This window comes from Ruegeria sp. A4 (assembly GCF_056543025.1).
Window position 1 is genome coordinate 1 of sequence record NZ_JBQGAW010000007.1, and the last position, 15,229, is coordinate 15,229.

General features: G+C 57.9%; 9 protein-coding genes. 3 read left to right on the plus strand and 6 right to left on the minus strand.

What is annotated here, in order from left to right; all coding sequences use genetic code 11:
* Positions 1 to 90: 90 nt before the first annotated feature.
* The 5 genes from ACR0E2_RS16435 to ACR0E2_RS16455 are packed head-to-tail and all read right to left on the minus strand — an operon-like array spanning position 91 to position 5,854.
* Positions 91 to 1,107, minus strand: coding sequence for an Ldh family oxidoreductase (locus tag ACR0E2_RS16435; protein WP_152459696.1), 1,017 nt, complete (start codon positions 1,105 to 1,107; stop codon positions 91 to 93).
* An 11-nt stretch (positions 1,108 to 1,118) separates the two neighbouring features.
* Positions 1,119 to 1,748, minus strand: a complete 630-nt coding sequence (locus tag ACR0E2_RS16440) for a DUF3726 domain-containing protein (protein ID WP_480447149.1) — start codon at positions 1,746 to 1,748, stop codon at positions 1,119 to 1,121.
* A complete protein-coding gene (locus tag ACR0E2_RS16445; protein WP_480447150.1) occupies positions 1,745 to 3,433 on the minus strand; it encodes a hypothetical protein in 1,689 nt (562 codons plus the stop codon). Before ACR0E2_RS16445 ends, ACR0E2_RS16440 begins: the two co-directional genes overlap by 4 nt.
* A 4-nt stretch (positions 3,434 to 3,437) precedes the next feature.
* Entirely contained in the window at positions 3,438 to 4,412 is a 975-nt protein-coding gene (locus ACR0E2_RS16450; RefSeq protein WP_480447151.1) for a membrane dipeptidase, read from the minus strand.
* Positions 4,412 to 5,854: an aldehyde dehydrogenase family protein gene (locus ACR0E2_RS16455; protein ID WP_480447152.1), complete on the minus strand. Its 1,443-nt coding sequence runs from the start codon at positions 5,852 to 5,854 to the stop codon at positions 4,412 to 4,414. Before ACR0E2_RS16455 ends, ACR0E2_RS16450 begins: the two co-directional genes overlap by 1 nt.
* A gap of 103 nt (positions 5,855 to 5,957) precedes the next feature.
* On the opposite strand from ACR0E2_RS16455, the gene ACR0E2_RS16460 reads away from it, so the two are divergent.
* The 3 genes from ACR0E2_RS16460 (at position 5,958) to ACR0E2_RS16470 (ending at position 11,418) form a co-directional block, all read left to right on the plus strand.
* Positions 5,958 to 6,842 (plus strand): LysR family transcriptional regulator, encoded by an 885-nt coding sequence (locus tag ACR0E2_RS16460; RefSeq protein ID WP_480447153.1) that lies wholly within the window; start codon positions 5,958 to 5,960, stop codon positions 6,840 to 6,842.
* A gap of 116 nt (positions 6,843 to 6,958) precedes the next feature.
* The gene (locus ACR0E2_RS16465; RefSeq protein ID WP_480447154.1) at positions 6,959 to 10,234 is read left to right on the plus strand and encodes an adenylate/guanylate cyclase domain-containing protein; all 3,276 of its coding nucleotides are present in this window, start codon (positions 6,959 to 6,961) and stop codon (positions 10,232 to 10,234) included.
* Positions 10,235 to 10,254: 20 nt separating this feature from the next.
* Positions 10,255 to 11,418 (plus strand): hypothetical protein, encoded by a 1,164-nt coding sequence (locus ACR0E2_RS16470; protein WP_480447155.1) that lies wholly within the window; start codon positions 10,255 to 10,257, stop codon positions 11,416 to 11,418.
* On the opposite strand, the gene ACR0E2_RS16475 is transcribed toward ACR0E2_RS16470, so the two are convergent.
* Entirely contained in the window at positions 11,415 to 15,014 is a 3,600-nt protein-coding gene (locus ACR0E2_RS16475) for a flavoprotein (RefSeq protein WP_480447156.1), read from the minus strand. The two genes, ACR0E2_RS16470 and ACR0E2_RS16475, sit on opposite strands and share 4 nt — an antisense overlap.
* Positions 15,015 to 15,229 lie beyond the last annotated feature (215 nt).

The window sequence follows — 15,229 nt, forward strand, 5'->3', positions numbered from 1 at the left end:
CGTGGCGACACGCTATGACCGTTGTCCCAAGGTCTTCCTATCAGCCATCGCACTCGCGGCAACCGTAATTTACTGGTTATGGGTCCTGACCTAGCCTGAGCCCAAAATTGCTTCAATCTTTGACAGGGTTGCGGAGTTCACTGCAACTCCCGCTTTGCTTGACGAAAGCCGGCTCTTGCGGCGGCCATCACCTGGCAGATGCGCGCCGTCCTGAGATCTGATCGACTCAACCAGAGTTGCCATGGCGTTTGAAAACAAACCTGCGGACGACGCCACGGGATCAATCGCAATGAAGAACTGCCCCGTTTTCGGGGGGCCACCGGCCGTTCCGGAAAAAGGCGATGCGTTCAACCCAAGTGTCGATCCGGTAAGGGCTGCGGCCATGACTTCGGTCAGCAAAGCAACACCCACGCCCTTGTAGCCGCCCGAGGGGGCCATGCTGCCTTTCAGTCCAACGTCAGGATCCGTTGTAGGGTTGCCGTCAGCGTCCAGCGCCCATCCGACGGGAATGGCCTTGCCTTCCCTTGCATGCTTCATCACTTCGCTTTTGGCGATGGTGCTGGCGCTCTGATCTATCAGCAGTGCGGGTTGACCATCTGTTCCCGGTGCAGCGATCGAGAACGGATTGGTCCCGACGACAGGTTTCGATCCGCCCGAAGGTGCGATGGATGCTGGCGCATTGGTGAACCCCAATCCGACCAGCCCTGCCTGGGCCAGCCGATACGTGTGATAGCCCAGCACACCGCAATTGTAGCTGTTTGTAATCGCCAATGCGGCGATGCCCTGTTCCTGTGCCGCAGGGATCAGCGCCTCGAAACCCAGATCAATGGCCGAATGTGCAAACCCGGTTTTGGCATCGACGCGGATGAGGCCCGGACGCGGGGTTTCAAGGGCAGGTTTTGCCTGACCGTCGACCTTGCCGCATTGAACATGCTCGCAATAGATCGGGATATACGCCAGCCCATGGCTGGCCACGCCGTCTGCCTCGGTCGCGGCTGTGGCAACAGCCAAAGGGCGTGCGTTTTCTTCGCTTGTGCCGGCCGCAACCAGCGCATTGAATGACAGCTCTTCGATTTCGGCAAGCGAGAGGGTTCTGGTTTCGGTCATCGGGTGGTCCTTCAATCGTTGTCTGACAAGCCTGAACCAGCGCCAAGCAGCCGGGATTCTTCGGTTGCGGGGGCATAGGTGCGATGCGCCACAGTGTTGAGGAATTGCCACGCCCCCGGATCCGGGTCAGCGCGGCTGTGCAAGGAACGGGTGGGCCTGATGCGGCCGGTTTCGGTTATCCCGACCCGGTTTGCCCTCTCCATTCCGAAATCGCCACAGCTGAGATGAACACCATCAGTGGTCGCTGAAACCCCGTCCAATGTGATTTCCAAAGTCGATTTCAGCTTTTTCGCCATGGTGGCGACAAAGGGCAGCAACAGAAGAGGTGCGGCAACACTGGAAATCAGAACTTTGCCCTGCGACAGGGCGTTCGGGAAATCGGATAATGCCGATCCGGTCATAAGGGGACACAGATCCCGGGCGCCGGTCCACATGCCGTCCCTGGCCTCTGGGATGTGATGTTCCAGTTGCGGCGCAAATTCCTGCTCAAGCAACTGGGCCAGGATCGCAGGCCCGTCAAACCCCTGGACGCACAGCCATCGGGTTGCTTTCGCGGCTTCTTCCGCCACACCCCAGGCATATCCCGCCCCACGGGTTGCGCGTTTGGCGGTGGCTTCCACTTCGTTCAACGAGAAGGTCATTGCGCAACCTCCGGATAAACCCAAAGATCGGCGTTCGCGGTGTTCAGCTCTTCCGGGTAGGGCGCGCCCGCATACATGCAGATACGCACCCACCGATCCGAACGTGGGTCGAAATGCGTCGCCCCAAAGAAGGACAGTTTGGCGCGCAGCATATCAATGGGCATCACCTGCGCGCTGATCGTGTTGTCTCGAATTTCACCGTAGGGAGCGATACGGCTGATTTGCGCGCGGCGCACGCTGTGGCGGTGTTCCGGATGGCGCAACAGAAACTCTGCTATTGGAGCGTCATCAGGCCAGTTCTGCAACGCTTCGAAAGCCAGGGTTGCATCCCGCGCCGGTGCAAGAGGTTGTTCATAATCCGAGATCGGCTCTTCGAACCGCTCCCCCAGCCGGGGTTCCAGCTTTTCTTCGGACACGTACCAGGCCCGCGCGCAGTTTTCGGCGGCGGCCCAATCAAGGTTCAAAGCCCAATCAAAGCTGTTCCGGATCAACGCACGCACCGCTGATACCGGCATTGTCCCATCAATCACCTGTGCAGAGGCGTTGGTGTCTGCCATGCAGCTCGCAAGCCCGTCAACAAGCGCGCCGTAAGGTTCAAGGATCAAAGAGGCCAGCAGCTCCTGACCTTCTTCGGTCAGCGCGGTTTCGGACCAAAGGATCAGACGGTTCCAGGGGTGATCCTGTGTCAGATCATCCTTGGCCAGGTATTTTTCGATTTCTTGCAGATCCGAATCCAGCGCCGCCAGCTTTTCCATCTGCACCGGGTGTTCAGATCGCCACCAGGCGATTGACTGTTTGCAGCGTGCAAAGACATCGCGAAAGACACGTGCCTCATCCGCCGAAGCCACATCAATGGACCGAACGCGCGAGATCGCCTCCTCGCGCACCATGATCCAGTTGTTGAACAGTACCGGGTGATTGACGATGAACGGTGCCATACCCAGGCCGGTCGAATTCCCGATACCCAGCCAGCGCGCGATGTCCGGATCAAGCTCTGCGGTCTGGTCTCGGCCTTTGACCCATGCCATGTGCTGTACCAGATCGCGCACAAAGGCGCGGGTCAGATAGACTGACAGCATCTCGATCTGGAACGGACCGCTGACTTCGGACCGGCCGGCTGTCTTTTCGCGGTCCGCCGCGCCGAATTTGCCCGAACCATAAACGGCCGTGGTCCGCATCAGATAGCCGACCTTGTATATCTGTTCGAGGTCGGGTTGCCGTCCCGCAGCAAGCTGATCCACCACATGAGCCCAAAGCCGCACAGAACGGTTCGCCCGCGACAGGGACAGTTCGGCTTCGCTGACGCGTCCGGCTTCTTGCAACGGAACATTCTGCGACAGACGGTCGATATCGTCCGCCGTTGGAATGCCGTCAAACAAGGTAAAGGTGGCATCCCAAGCCTCGGCAATCACCCGGTCCGATCGTTGATCGGGTGGCAGGTCATGGGCAAAGGCGACCAGCGAATAGGCCCGATCGGGGCCTTGCGCGGTATAGACCGCATGGCCCACACCCTTGTTGTCAATTTCGAACGCGGGGCGCGAAAAGCTCCAGTTTTCTTCGGCCATGCGACGCGTCAGCTGCCGCATAAAGCTGAGCCGACATTGGTGCAACGATCCCAAACGTGACAGCCGCATGACCGTGGATGGGTCACGTCTGGCGATCTCTGTCTGCGCGTGTGGTTCCATTTGGTTACCTTTGTGGGACGAAGTTCTCGGCAAAGAACCGATACCAGTTCCTACCCATGATCCCGGCCACTTCGTCATCGTTCAGGCCGGTCGCGCGTAACCCTTTCTCGATGTTGCCAAAACCTCGGTTGTCCTGAAACCAACCCGGCATCGGTGGGAATCCCGGAGCCGAGGCCGAGCCTTCGCCATAGTCGATCTCTTTTGTCCAACGCCCCACACGCATCCATTCCACGACGCTGTCGGGCTGATCCTGACACAGGTCGGTGCCGATCCCCAGATGTTCGGCCCCGTATCTGTCGGCGGTGCGGGCGATCATTTCGCAGAAGCTCTCCAGCGTGCAATCGGACTTGTCCTTCAGGTGGTGAGGGTAGACCGAAAAGCCCAGCATCCCACCTTTTTCCGTTACCGCGCGGATGACGTCATCCCGCTTGTTGCGCAGGGCCGGGGACCATTCGTGCGGATTGGCGTGTGTAATCGCGATGGGCCGGTCCGAGATTTCAGCCGCCTCGATCGTGGAGCGGTCCGCCGAATGGCTCATGTCGACCACAAGGCCCACACGGTTCATCTCTTTGATGACCTGCTTGCCCATGCGGGTGATGCCGGTGTCTTCAGCCTCGTAGCAACCGGTCGCCAGCAGGGATTGGTTGTTGTAGGTCAGTTGCATGAACCGCGCGCCCAGATCGTGCAGGATTTCGACCAGCCCTATATCGTCTTCAATGGGCGACGGGTTCTGAAACCCGAAAAACACGGCGGTTCGGTCCGTTTTACGGGCCGTGTCGATATCGCTGGCCCACTGGCCTTTCATGATCAGATCCGGGTATTGCTCGAACCAGCGGTTCCATTTCTCGAAATTCAGTACCGTTTCGCGGAAATTTTCATGATATGCGATGGTGACGTGGATCGCGTCCACGCCCCCTTCGCGCAACTGGCGGAAGATCTTTTCCGACCAGTTGGCATATTGCAGGCCATCAATCCGCATCAGACAGGGCCTGCGCTGATATAGGCGGTTTTGACGGTCGTGTAGAATTCAGCCGCCGCCTTTCCCTGTTCGCGGGGTCCGTACGAGCTGTCGCCGCGGCCACCGAAAGGCACGTGGTAATCGGTGCCCGCGGTGGGCAGGTTCACCGTTACCACGCCGGTGCGCGCGTTGCGGCGGAAATGGGTGGCGCGGGCCAGCGATTTGGTCACGATGCCCGAGGTCAGGCCGAAATTGGTGTCGTTCACAACGCTCAGCGCCTCGTCATAGCTGCCGACCTTGATGACACTGGTCAGCGGTGCGAACATTTCTTCGCGGTTGATGCGCATGTCGTTTGTGGTGTTCAGGAACACGCCCGGCGACATGTAGAACCCGTCATGGGGCATCTCTAGCCGCTGACCGCCACAGGCCAGCTCGGCGCCTTCGGTTTTGCCCAGTTCGACATACGCAAGGTTTTCATTCAACTGCTGCTGGCTGACGACCGGACCCATCTGAACCCCGTCCTCCAGCGCGTGGCCGACCTTGATGGCCTGCGCACCGGCCACAAGCTTTTCGACGAAGGCATCATGGATACCGGCGTGGACGACCAGACGCGACGAAGCCGTGCACTTCTGACCGGTGCCGCCGAATGCCCCGCCCAGCGCCAGCGTCACCGCCAGATCCAGATCGGCATCGTCCATCACGGCCAGCGCGTTTTTGGACCCCATTTCCATCTGCACCTTGGTCAGGTTCTGGATGGCCGCAGCAGCAATGCCTTTACCCACGGGAACCGATCCGGTGAATGAAATCGCATTGACCTTGGGGCTTTCCACCAGACGCTGACCGATGGAACGGCCCGAGCCCATCACCAGGCTGAACAGACCCTTGGGGATGTCTTGCCGCGCGATGATTTCGGTCAGGGCCACGGCCGAGGCAGGGGTGATGTTGGCGGGTTTCCAAACAACCGCGTTGCCATAGCAAAGCGCCGGGGCGATCTTCCACGAAGCCGTTGCGGTGGGGAAGTTCCACGGGCTGATGATGGCAACCACGCCAACAGCCTCGCGGCGCACGTCAACCTCGATGTCCGGGCGCACGGAATCGGCGTTTTCTCCGATCTGTCGCAGACATTCGGCCGCATAGTAGGTGAAGAACTGACCTGCGCGGTAAACCTCGCCCTTGCCCTCGGCCAGCGGTTTTCCTTCTTCACGGCTGAGCAGAGTGCCGAGCTCCTCGGCGCGGGCCATCAGTTCGTTGCCGATGGCGTTCAGCACGGCCTGCTTGCGCTCCAACCCATAAGCCGCCCATTCCACCTGGGCCGCGCGCGCCTGATCCAGCGTCGTCTCAAGCTGATCAGCACTGGCCTGCGCGAATATGCCGACCAGATCGCTCAGATCCGATGGGTTGCGGTTTTCGATTTCGCTTTCGCCGGCCAGCCATTCGCCGGCAATCAGATTCAGTTTGGTCACGTCAGGCCCCAAATTCGCAAATTTCAGTTTGCGAAAGAATGGAACTTGCCGGCGACATCAGTCAAACTCAAATAACTTTAGAAAACTTCAGAAAGATTGAAGCATGGCCGTGAAAATAGAAATGCTGCGGTGCTTTTGCACTGTGGCCCAAACCGGAAACCTTGCCGAGGCAGCCAGCCGTTTGGGCCGCACGCAATCCGCGGTCTCAATGATGTTGAAACAATTCGAAGAGCATCTTGGCAAGAAACTGTTTGAAGGCGAACGGAAAAACCACCTTTCACCGCTGGGTCAGCAAGTTCTCGAGCTTGCGCTCAAACAGGTGCGGGATTTCGATCAGGCTGTTCAGAATATTGAACTGGCGGCACAGGCCGAGCATGGGCTGATCCGTATCGTATCCGTGCCGTCCGTGGGGGCGTTGGTGTTTCCTGACCTGCTGGATCATATGACGTCTCGCTTTCCCGGCCTGAAGATCGAGCTGCGCGACGGAGATTCGCAGCAGGTTCTGGATGCGGTTGCCGGCGACACGTCTGATATCGGGATAGCGTCAGGCCACTTTCCGCTGAATGGGGTCAGTGCAGAGCCGCTGTTTCAGGACCGCTTTGGTTTGGTTGCAGCATCCGATCATCCGCTGATGACACGGGCAGAACCGCCAGCCATTTCGGATCTGGTGGCTGAGCCTTTCGTTCGAAACGCCCTGTGTGACTTTATCGAGTCCGCGCATTTCCGAGAGATTCTGGACGGGGCCGAGGTTACCATTCACAACACGCATTCCCTGATCACGACGGTCAGGGCAGGCCAATGGATCACGGTCCTGCCGCAGACCGTCGCGCAATTCATTCCGGACGCAGTCGCCTTTCGTCCGATTTCGGATTTGCCGGACAGGCGCGAGGTGTATCTATACGTTCGGGAAAGGTCGCGATTCCGAGAAATCTCGGAGGCCTGCCGTTCATTTGTCCTGTCGAGTGGATTTGGAAATTCAAGCCTGTGAATGCATCAAAAGGGGATTAACCCTGCTCAAAATCACAAATTAATTTGGTTTTTGCAGACTCACGCCCGCTGCCATGCTAGGTTCTCGTTTGAAGTGGGGGACTTCAGAGGGGCGATATGTCTCAAGACCTGAGGGGCTGGTTGAGCGCAAATGGATTAAACGAGTACGCGCAGGCCTTCATTGATAACAAGATCGACTTTTCCATTCTGCCTGACTTGACGGCCGAGGATCTGATCGAAATCGGTGTGACCGCTGTCGGCGATCGTCGGCGGCTTTTGCGTGCCATCGAGCAACTTGATTCCTCGCAGATCGCCGCAGAGCCTGAAACCGCAGCGCCGCACGAACCTGCGCGGCGGCAGGTCACGGTGATGTTTGCGGACCTGACCGGGTTCACGAAAATGTCCAGCAAGCTGGATGCCGAGGATCTGCACGCGCTGCTCAACCAGTTCTTCAGCAAAGTGGACAATGTGGTCGAAAAATACGGCGGACGCATCGACAAGCATATCGGTGATGCGGTCATGGCCGTTTTCGGAGCGCCGATCTCACATACCAATGACACGGAAAGGGCAGCACGAGCCGCAGCAGAAATCCACGCGGTTCTTCCAACGTTATCACCGCCACTGTCCTGTCATATCGGTATCTCTTCGGGTCAGGTCATCGCCAGTACGACAGGCAGCCAGTCGCACACGGAGTATACAGTGACAGGGGATGGGGTGAATCTGGCGTCTCGGCTGACAGATATCTCAGGGGGCGGCGAGACTCTGGTCTCACATGACATTCAACGCGCGCTGGGCCCGTTGTTCGTGGGCGAATCCATCGGGGTCAAGGCGATCAAGGGGTTGAACGAGCCGGTTGAGGTCTGGCGTCTGGACCGGCTGGCCAGGAACATTCGGACGAGACGGCACAAATTCATCGGGCGCGAGCGCGAGATGTCGATTTTCTCGGCCACATTCGACCGATGCCAACGCCATGGAAAAGGTGAAGTGCATATCGTTCTGGGCGAACCCGGAATTGGAAAAACCCATCTGTCCGAGCAAGTGGCGGAACTGGCGACAAGCCTGTCCTACACCATCCACAACGGCGTTGTGATGGATTTCGGCGCGCGCGAAGGTCATTCAGCCATTCAGACCGTTGCACGCAGCATTCTGGGGCTTGAAGCGTCGGAAGGGGCGGAAACCGGGGCGGCCGTTGCTAAAGAGGCCATTGCCAAAGGCTGGGTCAGCCCTTCCAATGCTGCGCATCTCAATGCTCTGCTTGAACTCGAGCAGGATCCGGGCCTGGCCGAGGTCTATGCGGTGATGGACAACAAAACCCGTCTGCGGGGGCGGCGGCAGGTGCTGGAGGAGCTGCTTTCCGCCAGCAGTCGGGAATCGCCCTTGCTTATTCAGATTGAAGACATCCACTGGGCGACGCCCGACATCCTGGCGGCGTGTTCTCATATCGCCGCGGTGACGCGGAACACGCCTTGTGTGTTGATGATGACCAGCCGGGCCGAGGGCGATCCGATCGACAGAGAGTGGCAGATGGCCACGGATGGCGCGCTGGTGTCAAAACTGGAACTGGCACCGATGGGAGAAGAGCACGTCAGGCAACTGGTCGAAGAGTTCCGGGCCATCGATCGCGACTTGCTGGAAACCTGCGTCCAGCGCGCCGGTGGAAATCCGTTGTTTCTGGAACAGCTGTTGCGAAACACGGATGTGCTCAAACAGGAGACTGTGCCAGGCAGTATTCAGGGTATCGTTCAGTCGCGATTGGATGCGCTGGATCGCGCCAGCCGAACCGCCATTCAGGCCGCATCGGTTCTGGGTCAACGCTTCTCGCCCGAAGTTCTGAATTTCATTCTGGGCGAAGGGCATCTGGATACAAGCAACCTGATCCGCTCGGCGTTGATCCGAGAGGCAGGGCCCGATTTCATGTTTACCCACGCGCTGATCCGGGACGGGTCCTATGCAACATTGGTCAAATCCGAACGTGCCCGTCTGCACCGACAGGCGGCTCAGTGGTTCGAAGACAAGGATGCAACCTTGCGCGCCCAGCATCTGGACCGGGCCGGGGCCAATAACGCGGCACAAGCCTATCTGGAAGCAGCCGACAAATTGATACAAGCCTTCCGGTTCGACGATGCCAGCCCGCTGATCGAGCGTGCTTTGGAATTGCCGTCCCCGGCGGGTGTCCGATTTGACCTGCTGTGCGCGCGGGGCGAAACCCATCGGTTGCAGGGGTTGTCAAACGAAGCTTTGGACGAGTTCAAAGACGCCGCCCGTTTGGCTGAAACAGACGAGCAAATCGCCCGGGCCCATATCGGGCTTGCGCAGGCGGCGCGGCAAGCAAGCCTGTATCAGGACGCGCTGGAAGCGCTCGACACGGCCGAGGCCGCAGCACAGCGCTGCGGGTCCGAGGAAGATGAGGCCCAGATAAGCTATGTGCGCGGCAACGTCTATTTCCCGCTGGGCCGGAACAAAGAAGCGCTGAAGGCCAACGAGCGGGCGCTCTTGCTTGCCCGCAAGCTGGAATCCCCGCGCCTTGAGGTTGGGGCGCTGAGTGGATTTGGCGACGCCAATTTCATGAAAGCCTCGATGAAGACGGCGGCGGGGTTCTATACCCAAGCTGCGGAAAGGGCGCGCGAAAAAGGGCTGGTTCGGGACCTTGCGGCCAATCTGCACAATCTCAGCGTGGCGCGCAGCTATGCTGGGGATGTCGGGCAGGGCCGAGCAGATGCCAATGAGGCGATTGAAATCTCGCAGACCTATTTCGCCTTCGTTCCGGAATGTGTCGCGCAAACATGCCTTGGTGTGGCCGAGACCTTTCTGGGCAGCCTCGACCGTGCGCTGGAAGCCTTTGGGGTTTCTGCCGAAATCGCAGAGCGCGTGGGCGCAAAACGCCTTGAAGCGCAGGCGTTGGAACATCTGGCCAGAACGCAGATTTATGCCGGCCAGGTCGGGCGCGCACGTGAAACCGGTCTGCGAGCGGTCGAAATTGCGCTTGAACATGGCCGCAACTTTGTTGGACCCAAGGCCCTTTCAGCCCTGGCGATGGCCGAAACGGACCCGGATGAGCAAACGCGCCTTTTGAAACTGGGTTCCGAGATCATCGCCGAGGGATGTGTCGGCCACAGCCATCTGCACTTTTTCCCCGATGCCAGCGCCGTCATGCTGGCGCGTGGTGATTGGGATGCCGCACTTGAATATGCGGAAGGCCTTGCCGCGTTCACCAGGAACGAGCCGTTGCCGATGGTTGACTTGTCCATTCGTCAAACACGGTTGTTGGCCGAGAGCGGAAGGCAGAATATTCCACCGTCAGAGCATAGCGGTTTTGCCGGTATGACCGAACATTTTGCCGCGATGGGCATTACCCAATCCTTGCTGGGCCGCGCGGATTTTCTGACCGGTTAGGCGGCAAGGCAGGAGGCTGAATGAGCGTCGAAAAAAAGGTTTGGCTTATCTCTGGCCTGCTGACCTTTGGGTTGGCCGCCTTGTTGCTCAAGCTTTGGATCGAACTGAACCATTTCGAGGAAGACCTGACGCAGCTGCCCGATCAGGCTTCGGTAGATGCGTATCTGTGCAGAATGGACGTGGCGCCGGACTATCGTTTGAGAACGGGGATTTTCATAAAGTCGTTCAGCTTTCTGGGCGCCAGTGACGTGCGGCTTACCGGCTATATCTGGCAGCACTACAAGGAAAAGGAACATGATGCGATCCTTCCCGCCGAAGGTGAGGTTGGATTTCTTCTGCCCGAAGCGGTCGATACGGCAAGCGGCCTAGTTGAAGAGGCATACCGCTTGTCACAACCCGACGGCGTCTTGATTGGTTGGTATTTTGAACAAACCCTGCGCCAGAGCTTCGACTACACCAGCTATCCCTTCGATCATAAAACGGTTTGGGTGAGGTTCTCGCCCGCTTCTTTCGAGGTCAATATCGCGCTGGTTCCTGACTTCGAGGCTTATCCGGCGACCGGACCGGATGACATTTTCGGGATCGACAACCGGATCGTGATGGGCACGTGGGAGCGAGAAAACACCTATTTCGACTACAAGCTGTCGAAACTGGATACGACGCTGGGCATCCGGCAGAACGCTTACCAGACCAACACGCCCGAGTTGCATTACAACTTCGTCATCAAACGCAATTTTGCAAACGCGTTCATCGTTCACATGATCCCGTTGCTGGTCGTGGTGATGCTGCTGTTCGGTGCGGTCATGACCGTCACGCGCCGCGAGGGGCTGGTAGCGCGGCATGACTTCAGCACGTCCAGCGTGATCGGCACCTGTTCGGTTCTGTTCTTCGTGATCCTGCTGGCCCATGTGCAACTGCGCGAAGGATTCGCCGGATCGCCCGTGATCTACATGGAGTCGTTCTTTTTCCTTATGTACTTCATGCTGTTGGCAGTTTCGATCAACACGTACCTTTTCGCGTCAGAGGCGGTGCCGTCGCTGCGGATCATCCATTATCGGGACAACCTGATTCCAAAGGCCAGTTTCTGGCCCTTCGTGCTGCTGTGCATGGTGGCGATCACGGCCTATAACCTCAGCATCAAGGACAGCTTGGAACCGCCATCGATCAGCACGCGGGAGTGTTAGGCCACCGGTTCAAACCCGGGTTTGGGTTCGCCTTGCGCCATATCCAGCGTGTAGTCGCTCACCACTTCGGATGTACCCTCGCGCCAGCTTTTCAGGTATTTTTCCGGATCCGCGATCACATAGGCATATGCGGGTTTCATCGCCCCGTCGATGACGACGTTGATTTTCTTGCGCACATAGACATTCTCGGGTGAGCCGGGGCCGTGATACCCTTCCAGCCTGTCCAGTTCGCGGAGACCGGATTCGGTGACACGGTAGACCTCTCCACCCACTTGCTTGCCCATCCCCTGCTGATCCACAAGGGTTGCCATGCGATGCAGATACCCACAGTTGGGATTGTCGCAGAATGGTTCCTTCGGGATGATCAGGGGCATTGGCTGCCGGGTGCGCGCCGTTCCCACGAATTCATTCAGGACCGCGCTGTGTGCGTCATGATTGGGGAACCCCTGCTTCAGTGATCCATAGGTGAAATACAGGTAGGAGGGTTCTTTGACGGCCACGAAGCTTTCGTCACGCCCCTGTTCAGGGTCTGCCATCTTCAGGTTGTGATCTTGCGCCCAGGCGTCCAGCATGGAACGGATTTCCGGTTCGATCTGCATGCCCTGAACGAATTCGATGCACGGGGTCGCATCCATGTCTTCAGCCCGCAGCAGGATTTCCACCATCTTCGGTGCCTTGTTCATCACCGCCACATGCAATGCGGTGAACCCGTGATCGTTGACAATGTTGACGTCGATATCCCTGTCGATCAGGTCCTGGGCGGCCTCATAATCCGGCTTGCCCAGATCATGGCCGCTTTCGCCCAGTTCGCCTTCACCGCCCGCTGCATAGTGCAACAGTGAATCTCCATGGGCCTCGTCCACGATGTTGACGCCCACGACCCCTTCGTCGATGGCACGGAACACGCGCTTCCATTCGTTGATGTCATCGGCGGCAGCGGCCTCGCGCGCCCATTTGCAGACGCGATACTTCTGGTCGTCCAATTCCTCGAACGCATCCGCCAAAGCTTCCATGATCTGGTCCGGCGTTGCCATCATGCCGATGCCCATCCGGCCGTTCGACAGGCGACCTTCGCGCGGTCCGACGAAATCGACCCCAAGCGTCTTGAGCTTGTCGACGTTGTTCTGCGTGGTGATATTGTTCCACATATTCGTATTGCACGCGGGGCAGAGGATCACAGGTTTCTTCTGGTATTGCCAAGCCACGAAGACCGAGGTCAAAAGATTGTCGGCGATGCCATTGGCAACTTTACCCATCGTGTTGCAGGTGATGGGGGCCACGATGACGCAATCTGCCCAGTCACACAGTGCCAGATGCGAGGCGCGCACCGGCATGTCGAAATTCAAATAGCGAAAATTCCACTCGTCATCGTCGCGGTAATAGTCATTGTGGGTGATCTTGGCGTCGATCCGTTCGGCGCCGAAATCCCGAAAGAATTTCTCGGCCGAAACAGACGGGATCAGTTTCACGTTATGCCCCGCGTCGACAATACGTTCGACAAGCTCGGGGATCTTGTCCGCCGCCGACGACCCGCAGGCGCAGAGCAATACGTTTCGCTTTCCGGCGTTCACTTGATTCATCACCCCCTTGGGGTAGCCGAATGGGTTCTTCTCAAGGCTTGGGGTTTCATTCAGTTCGGATACCGGCAGCCCTTCCTTGCGCATCCTGGCCTGCAATTCACCGGCCTGGATCATGTCTACGATGTCTTCCAGCTTTTCACTTTTGCTGATGCATTTCCCTTTGAAAAACAAATACGGCACGTCCGGTCTTTCCCCCAGCGTCACCAGTTGCCTCCGCATCCTGATCATATTGGGATCGCGCCCGCCCACGTCGATCTGCTTGACGGTCGTTGCCCCGATATTCGAAAGAATGCTGCGCAGCATATAGGACCACGGGTCCTCGTCCTCGTAGAACAGAACCATCGTATTGTGCTTGATGATGCTGGCAACATCGCTTGGGTTCTCGGGCGGCTCGACCTCTTCGATCACCAACAATGCAGGGTCTTCGAGATCCCGCAGACCACGGAAAATGTTGCCCCGCGGCGCTTGCCAGACCTGCGAGGTTGCCGGACTCATATCGACTATGGTCACAACGTCTTCATCCTCGTCATAGTCTATGCACAGGCACCAGAACTCTTCGAGCAACGCAGTTTCCCGGAACACGTTGTCCGGCGGGCGGATCGCCTCGATCCCGGTGACGCGATTGAAGTCGATGTTGATCATCAGGTGGCGATTGCTGTCGGGGGTCAGGCTTTTCAACTGCGCCTTGAACCAGTCTTCGGGGGTTTGGATTGATTTGTCGTCGCGGGTCTCAAAGCTCTGGAACGAACTGCTCAGATGCAGGTTCTCGGATTGTCTGATATACTTTTCGACCATGTCATGCATGTCTTTGGCGGTGGCGACCCGGCGGACAGTATCCGTGAACGACACCTGGGCCGCCCGCAGCAACTCGTCCTCGTCCACCCTGTAGTCGCCGTGAATGGCCAGGCTTTCCACCAAAACGCCGATCGAGTTCATGTTGGGCGTTGCCCGGCGGAACAGGTTGCGGCGTTTCTTGGGATCTTTCGCCAGGTAACGTGTGCTGTCGACGTAATTGCACCGCTGCTTGAAGGTCTTCAGGTGCGTCTTGACGGCGGCCCGTGCCGAAAACCGCAAAAGGCCGCGGGACCGCATCGAGGTTCCGTCACGATCCGACATGGCTTGCCACAACCGTTCGACGGTTGTCACCCAAAGCTTGCCGTATTTCTCAGGATGCACATCCATCATATGCACCAGCCCCGTGCTTGGATTGCACTTGGCGATGACGGCAAAATGGCCGCCGGGCATGTTCTGTTTGCCATGGGCCAGACCGACCTGGAAATTCGCCACCAGAATGTCGTTGTCACCGCCCAGCCGGTTGGATTCGTCGATCGCCTCAAGCAGCAGCGGCACACTGGTTGTGTCTGCGTCCATGAAATAGGCCTGAACCTGAACCCTCTCGCGCAGCCCCTGCGTGTGAATGTAGGTGCAGGCGACGTCAAAAAGCTCGCCCAGCGAGATTCCGTCGTTCACGACAAAGGACGAGGGCAATGCGCATTCGCGGAAGATGTCATTCACTTCGCAGCTGAACCCCAGCGCCGACATGCTGAGAGCGGCCGCAGTGACACTGCAACAATTGATCGGCTGCTGAAAATTCTGCAACTGAACGCTGACCAGATCACCAAACATCGTTGCAAAACAGGGTTGCCGGACGCTCTCTGGTATCTGAAGCCAGTTCTGGCTGGATAAATACGCCAACCGGGTTCCATCCAGCGCAAGCGCTTCAAGGCTGACAGGGATATCCGAGATCTGAAGGTGTTCTTCATAGAAGTAATCACCGACATCCGCGCTGGCCAATGGTTTCCCGTTCTGGCGCAACTGAACCACGCCACGCAGCACGATATACATGCCGTTCGCAGGCAGAACCGCGTCTCCGGTCACCTCGATACATTCGAATTGTGGGTTGATGACGGCTGGGTCGGCGATCTGAGCCTTGCCCGGAAGAACATCATATATCATCTTCCAGTCTGCGTCGCTTGGGGTGTAAGGTCTGGATTTGGAAATTTGATCTATGGTCACAACTGTGTCCCCCCGGAGTTGCGTTGCAATATTTCAATCTTCGGTCAGCCAGTGCCTCTGGTTCTTCGAAGCTCGGACACCGGTCATTCAGAATAAAAGACCTGCCTGTTATCTGTGTTTGTTCCTGGCAAGGGCCGTGTTGCTGATGGAAAAAGTATGAACAAAATGGCCCAATTGGCTGCACAGTATCCGATATTTGAATAAAAATCACGAGT

Bases quoted from the DNA above. Each gene is read 5' to 3' on its own strand.
- ACR0E2_RS16435 (WP_152459696.1), bottom strand. From the start codon at position 1,107: ATGACCGAAACCAGAACCCTCTCGCTTGCCGAAATCGAAGAGCTGTCA.
- ACR0E2_RS16440 (WP_480447149.1), bottom strand. From the start codon at position 1,748: ATGACCTTCTCGTTGAACGAAGTGGAAGCCACCGCCAAACGCGCAACC.
- ACR0E2_RS16445 (WP_480447150.1), bottom strand. From the start codon at position 3,433: ATGGAACCACACGCGCAGACAGAGATCGCCAGACGTGACCCATCCACG.
- ACR0E2_RS16450 (WP_480447151.1), bottom strand. From the start codon at position 4,412: ATGCGGATTGATGGCCTGCAATATGCCAACTGGTCGGAAAAGATCTTC.
- ACR0E2_RS16460 (WP_480447153.1), top strand. From the start codon at position 5,958: ATGGCCGTGAAAATAGAAATGCTGCGGTGCTTTTGCACTGTGGCCCAA.
- ACR0E2_RS16465 (WP_480447154.1), top strand. From the start codon at position 6,959: ATGTCTCAAGACCTGAGGGGCTGGTTGAGCGCAAATGGATTAAACGAG.
- ACR0E2_RS16470 (WP_480447155.1), top strand. From the start codon at position 10,255: ATGAGCGTCGAAAAAAAGGTTTGGCTTATCTCTGGCCTGCTGACCTTT.